Origin of the sequence: Actinomadura geliboluensis (assembly GCF_005889745.1) — a bacterium.
GTDB lineage: Bacteria > Actinomycetota > Actinomycetes > Streptosporangiales > Streptosporangiaceae > Spirillospora > Spirillospora geliboluensis.
The window spans coordinates 1-5372 of record NZ_VCKZ01000541.1; the positions used below are offsets into that span (position 1 = coordinate 1).

The window sequence follows — 5372 nt, forward strand, 5'->3', positions numbered from 1 at the left end:
CAACGGAGATCCAGTCTGTTCGGACGTTTGTGAGAGAACACCCGTTCTACTGGATCTCCGTTCTCATGTCCGGCCACCAGCCGAGAACCCTTGACACCTCCGGCGTCACCTTAACTTCCCGGCATTGGTCCTAGGTGGGGGGAGCCAGGTGAGGGGAGAGCGTTAGGGCCAGGTGGAGGGTCAGGCGGTCCTGGCCGTTGGTGAGGGTCAGGGCCGTCAGCTCCTCTATGCGGCGCAGGCGGTGGTAGAGGGTTTGGCGGTGGATGTTCAGGGCCTTCGCTGTTTGCTGGACGTTGCCCGCAAGGTCCAGGTACGTGCGGGCCGTTTCGGCTAGTTCGTGGTTGTCGAGCAGGCGGTTGGTGCCCGGGGTTTGGGTTGCCTGGGTCAGGGCCTCGTCGCCTGCTGTGCGGAGGAGGCGCAGGACGCCCAGGCTCGTCCAGTCGCGGGTCTCGCCGGGGGCGGCGGTTCGGGCCGCCACACGGGCTCGGAGCCAGCCCTCGTGGACGTCCTCCAGGGTGGCGCAGGGGGCGTAGACGCCGGCCTGGACGGGGGCGTTGCGTTCCTCCAGGAGGCGGCGGGCCCGGTCGACCGTTGAGGGCGTCGGGGTCGACGCCGGGATGACCAGGACGTGGTCGCGCTGCCACACCGTCGTCAGGACGGAGTGGGGGAGCTGCCACGGGTTGAGGGGTTCCGGGCTCGGGGTGCGCAGCACCGCCACGGCGAAGGGCGGTTCCGGGGAGGCGGCCTCGGTCAGGTCGTCCGCCGCCTGGGTGCGGGCGTCCGGGTGGGTGGAGAGCAGGTCGGCGACCTTCCAGCCCAGGTCGTCGCGCTCGCGGGCCTGGCGGGCCATGAGGAGGGCGGCCCGCTCGCAGAGCGGCATGGCCTTGGCCGCCTGGGCGCTCGTGATGCGCTCCTGGTCGTCCAGCAGCCACAGGTAGCCGTAGGTCACGTTGTGCCAGCGGACGGGCAGGCAGAGCCGGGCGAGCTGGCCGAGGGACGCGTCCGCCGGGATGCGGACTGGGCCCGTCGCGCGGGCGATGCCGTGCCGCTCGAAGCGGGCCCGGACGTCCTCGGACGAGCGGCGGCGCAGGATCGAGTCCAGCCGGACGGGGTCGATGGTGTCGCCGTGGGCGGCGTAGGCGACCAGGTGGAAGTCGCGGTCCTCCAGCGTGGCGGGGGCCTGCAGGAGGTCGGCCGCCTGTTCCGCGATCTCCTGGAGGTCTAGCGGCATCTCACTCCTTTGTACATTTGTATGAAGTCTAGCTCGCCTGAAAGTGGCGTTTGGCTGTAGGGGGACGGCGGGCGCGCTTCTACGGTTCGAGGTGTTCCTCGACGTTGGAGGCTCCCATGCTCGCTTCTGTTCTCCTCGCCGCCGCGCGCAGCGGGCGGATGCGCGGTCTTGTCACGTCCATGCCCCTGACCAGGGGCGTCGTCGACCGGTTCGTCGCCGGGGACGAGCTCGGTGACGCGGTGCGGGCGGTGCGGGAGCTGACGGACGCCGGGCTTTCGGTGACCCTCGACCACCTCGGGGAGGACACCCGGGAGCGCGCGCAGGCCGAGGCCGCGCGGGACGCGTATCTGCGGATGTTCTCGGTCTTCGAGGAGGGCGGGCTCGCGGCCGGCGCCGACGCCTCGGTGAAGCTGTCCGCGCTCGGGCAGGCGCTGCCGGGGGAGCTGGCGCTCGACAACGCGCGGGAGATCTGCGCCGCCGCCGGGCGGATCGGCATGACCGTCACCCTCGACATGGAGGACCACACGACCGTCGACTCCACGCTGGAGGTCCTCGGCAAGCTGCGGAGCGACTTCCCGTGGGTCGGTGTCGCCGTCCAGGCGATGCTGCGGCGCAGTGAGGGCGATCTGCGGGATCTGGTCGGGGAGGGCTCGCGGGTCCGGTGGGTGAAGGGCGCCTATGCCGAGCCCGCTTCGGTGGCCTTCCAGGGGCGGCACGAGGTCGACCGCGCTTACGCGCGGGGGCTGCGGCTGCTGATGGAGGGCGACGGCTACCCGATGATCGCCAGCCATGACCCGCGGATGATCGAGATCGCGCAGGCGCTCGGGGCGCGGCGGTCGCCCGATTCCTACGAGTTCCAGATGCTCTACGGGATCCGGGCCGCCGAGCAGCGGCGGCTCGCCGAGGCCCACCGGATGCGCGTCTACGTCCCCTACGGCGCCGACTGGTACGGCTACTTCATGCGGCGGCTCGCCGAAAGGCCCGCCAACCTCGTCTTCTTTCTCCGTTCGTTCGTCTCTCGCTAAGGAGGGCCCCTGATGGACGCCGTGACCAACGTTCCGATGCCGGTCAACGAGCCGGTGCGCGGGTATGCGCCGGGCAGCGCCGAACGGGCCCGGCTGGAGGCGCGCCTCGCCGAGCTGACCGCCGAGGCGCCGATCGACCTGCCCATGACGATCGGCGGCGAGCGGCGGCTCGGAGCCGGCGCCAAGGTCGCCGTCGTGCAGCCGCACCGGCACGCGTCCGTGCTCGGGACGTTCGGCACCGCGACGCGGGAGGACGCGCGGGACGCGATCGACGCCGCGCTGAAGGCCGCGCCCGCCTGGCGGGACATGGCGTTCGACGACCGCGCCGCGATCTTCCTGCGCGCCGCGGACCTGCTCGCCGGGCCGTGGCGGGAGACGCTGCTGGCCGCGACGATGCTCGGCCAGTCCAAGACCGTCCAGCAGGCGGAGATCGACAGCCCGTGCGAGCTGGTCGACTTCTGGCGGTTCAACGTGCACTTCGCGCGGCGGATCCTCGCCGAGCAGCCGATCAGCGGCGCCGGGGTGTGGAACCGGTCCGACCACCGGCCGCTGGAGGGGTTCGTCTACGCGATCACCCCGTTCAACTTCACCGCGATCGCCGCGAACCTGCCGACCGCGCCCGCGCTCATGGGCAACGTGGTCGTGTGGAAGCCGTCGCCGACGCAGACGTACTCGGCCGTGCTGCTCATGCGGCTGCTGGAGGAGGCCGGGCTGCCGGACGGCGTCATCAACCTCGTGACCGGCGACGGGCTCGCGGTGTCGGACGTCGCGCTCCAGCACCCCGAACTGGCCGGGATCCACTTCACCGGGTCCACCGCGACGTTCCGGCACCTGTGGAAGACCGTCGGGAACAACATCGAGAAGTTCCGGAGCTACCCGCGGATCGTGGGGGAGACGGGCGGCAAGGACTTCGTCGTCGCCCACCCGTCCGCCGACCCGGCGGTGCTCAAGACCGCGCTCGTGCGGGGGGCCTTCGAGTACCAGGGGCAGAAGTGCTCCGCCGCGTCGCGGGCCTACATCCCGCGGTCGATCTGGGACGGCGGGTTCAAGGAGGAGCTGGCCGCCGAGGTCGACGGGCTCGCCATGGGTGACGTCGCCGACCTGTCCAACTTCATGAGCGCCGTGATCGACGAGCGGGCGTTCGCCAAGAGCAGGGCGGCCATCGACCGGGCCCACGCCGACCCCGGGGTCGAGGTCGTCGCCGGCGGGACCTACGACGACAGCGTCGGGTACTTCGTGCGGCCCACCGTGCTCGTTTCGGACGACCCCGAGAACGAGATCTTCCGCACCGAGTACTTCGGGCCGATCCTCGGCGTCCACGTCTACGAGGACGACCGGTACGACGAGATGCTCGCCCAGATGGAGTCGGTCGCCGAGTACGCCCTCACCGGCGCCGTCATCGCCGACGACCGGGCCGCCGCCGCGCACACCGCCGAGGTGCTGCGCTACGCCGCCGGCAACTTCTACATCAACGACAAGCCCACCGGCGCCGTCGTCGGGCAGCAGCCGTTCGGCGGCGCGCGGGCGTCCGGGACGAACGACAAGGCCGGGTCCGTCTTCAACCTGCTGCGGTGGACGTCGCCGCGGTCGATCAAGGAGACGTTCGTCCCGCCGACCGACTACCGGTACCCGCACATGGGCTAGGCCGGCTCGATGCCCGTGGCCGGGAGCGAGACCCAGCCCCGGGTGAACGGGGAGGCGATCCGCTGTGCGCTCTCCAGGTCCACCCCTGTGCCGGGGTGGGCCTGGAGGAGCTCTTCCAGGGCGACGCGGGCCTGGAGCTTCGCCAGGTGCGAGCCGATGCAGAAGTGGACGCCGCTGGAGAAGCCCAGATGGCGCGGGATCTCCCGGGTGACGTCCAGCTCGTGCGCGGACGGGCCGAACTCCCGCTCGTCCCGGTTCGCCGACCCGAACAGCATCATCACCTTCTCGCCCTCCGGGATCTCCGTCCCGTGGAGGACGACCGGGCGCGTCGTCGTCCGCGCGAGGGCCTGCACCGAGCTCTCCAGGCGCAGGAACTCCAGCAGCGCGTTCGGGATCAGGGACGGGTCGGTGGCGAGGCGCTCGCGCTGCGCGTGGTCGCCGTCCAGCAGCGCGACGCCGTGCGAGATCAGGTTGCCGGTGGTGTCGTTGCCGCCCGCCACCATCACGAAGCAGAAGCCGAGGATGTCCCAGTCGGTGAGGCGCTCCCCGTCCGCCTCGGCCGCCGTCAGCGCGCTGATCAGGTCGTCGGACGGGTCGGCGCGGCGCGCGGCGATCACGTCGGTGAAGTAGGCGAACATCTCCGCGACGGCGGCGACCGCGTCGTCCTTCAGCGCCTTCAGGTCGAAGCCGTCGTCCTGGAGGGTCGTCAGCGCCGACACCCACGGGTCGAACCGGGCCCGGTCGGACTCCGGGACGCCCAGCAGGTGCGCGAGCGCGTACGTGGGGAGGGGCGAGGAGAAGTCGCGGTGCAGGTCCGGGGTCTCGCCGTCGGCCGCCTTGCGCTCCATGAGGGCGATCCGGGAGCGGACGAACTCGCGGAGGAGGCCCTCCAGGGCCGCCGTGCGGCGCGGGGTGAAGCCGTGGCTGATCAGGCGCCGCAGGACGGTGTGGCGCGGCGGATCCAGCATCACGATCGTCGGGGCCAGGCCCAGCGTGCCGATCTCGTCCGGATAGAACGTCAGGCCCTGCGCGGACGAGAACGTCCCCGCGTCCCGCGTCGCCGCCCAGATGTCGTCGAACCGGGACAGCGCCCAGAACGGCGGATCGTCGTGGCGGTGGACGGGGTCCTCGTCCCGCAGCCGTCTGTAGGCGGGGTAGGGGTCGGCCTGGAAACCGGGGTCGAACGGGTCGTAGACGTCCGCCATGCGCGCGGCCTCCCGTTATTAACAGGCGTCGTTATTAACGCCCCCTGTTAGTATCATCGGCGTGCCGAAAGACGCAAGCGCCACCCGCGACGCCCTCCTGCACGCCGGCGCCCACCTCTTCGCCGCCCACGGCATCGACGCCGCCCGCACCCGCGACATCGTCGCCCTTGCCGGACAAGGCAACGACTCCGCCGTCACCTACCACTTCGGCTCCCGCGCCGGCCTCCTCGACGCCGTCCTCCACGCCGGCATCACCCGCATGGAACC

At 71.4% G+C, this 5372-nt stretch carries 5 protein-coding genes; 3 read left to right on the top strand and 2 right to left on the bottom strand.

Annotated elements, in window-relative coordinates:
• Positions 1–130: 130 nt before the first annotated feature.
• A complete protein-coding gene (locus ETD96_RS40770; RefSeq protein ID WP_138641830.1) occupies positions 131–1231 on the bottom strand; it encodes a PucR family transcriptional regulator in 1101 nt (366 codons plus the stop codon).
• Between the two features lie 116 nt (positions 1232–1347).
• Here ETD96_RS40770 and ETD96_RS40775 point away from each other — a divergent pair, with 116 nt between their 5' ends.
• Entirely contained in the window at positions 1348–2256 is a 909-nt protein-coding gene (locus ETD96_RS40775; protein WP_138641831.1) for a proline dehydrogenase family protein, read from the top strand.
• A gap of 12 nt (positions 2257–2268) precedes the next feature.
• Positions 2269–3900, top strand: a complete 1632-nt coding sequence (gene pruA, locus ETD96_RS40780; RefSeq protein ID WP_138641832.1) for an L-glutamate gamma-semialdehyde dehydrogenase — start codon at positions 2269–2271, stop codon at positions 3898–3900.
• Here pruA and ETD96_RS40785 read toward each other — a convergent pair.
• Positions 3897–5105 carry a cytochrome P450 gene (locus ETD96_RS40785; protein ID WP_138641833.1) on the bottom strand — a complete coding sequence of 403 codons (1209 nt, stop codon included), beginning with the start codon at positions 5103–5105 and terminating at the stop codon, positions 3897–3899. The two genes, pruA and ETD96_RS40785, sit on opposite strands and share 4 nt — an antisense overlap.
• 61 nt (positions 5106–5166) lie before the next feature.
• Between ETD96_RS40785 and ETD96_RS40790 the strand changes: the two genes are divergently transcribed.
• Positions 5167–5372, top strand: a 206-nt coding sequence (locus ETD96_RS40790; RefSeq protein WP_138641834.1) for a TetR family transcriptional regulator, incomplete at its 3' end; no start/stop codon positions are given.

Excerpts from the sequence above, each read along its gene's own strand:
- ETD96_RS40775 (WP_138641831.1), top strand. The coding sequence starts at position 1,348 with ATGCTCGCTTCTGTTCTCCTCGCCGCCGCGCGCAGCGGGCGGATGCGC.
- ETD96_RS40785 (WP_138641833.1), bottom strand. The coding sequence starts at position 5,105 with ATGGCGGACGTCTACGACCCGTTCGACCCCGGTTTCCAGGCCGACCCC.
- ETD96_RS40770 (WP_138641830.1), bottom strand. The coding sequence starts at position 1,231 with ATGCCGCTAGACCTCCAGGAGATCGCGGAACAGGCGGCCGACCTCCTG.
- pruA (WP_138641832.1), top strand. The coding sequence starts at position 2,269 with ATGGACGCCGTGACCAACGTTCCGATGCCGGTCAACGAGCCGGTGCGC.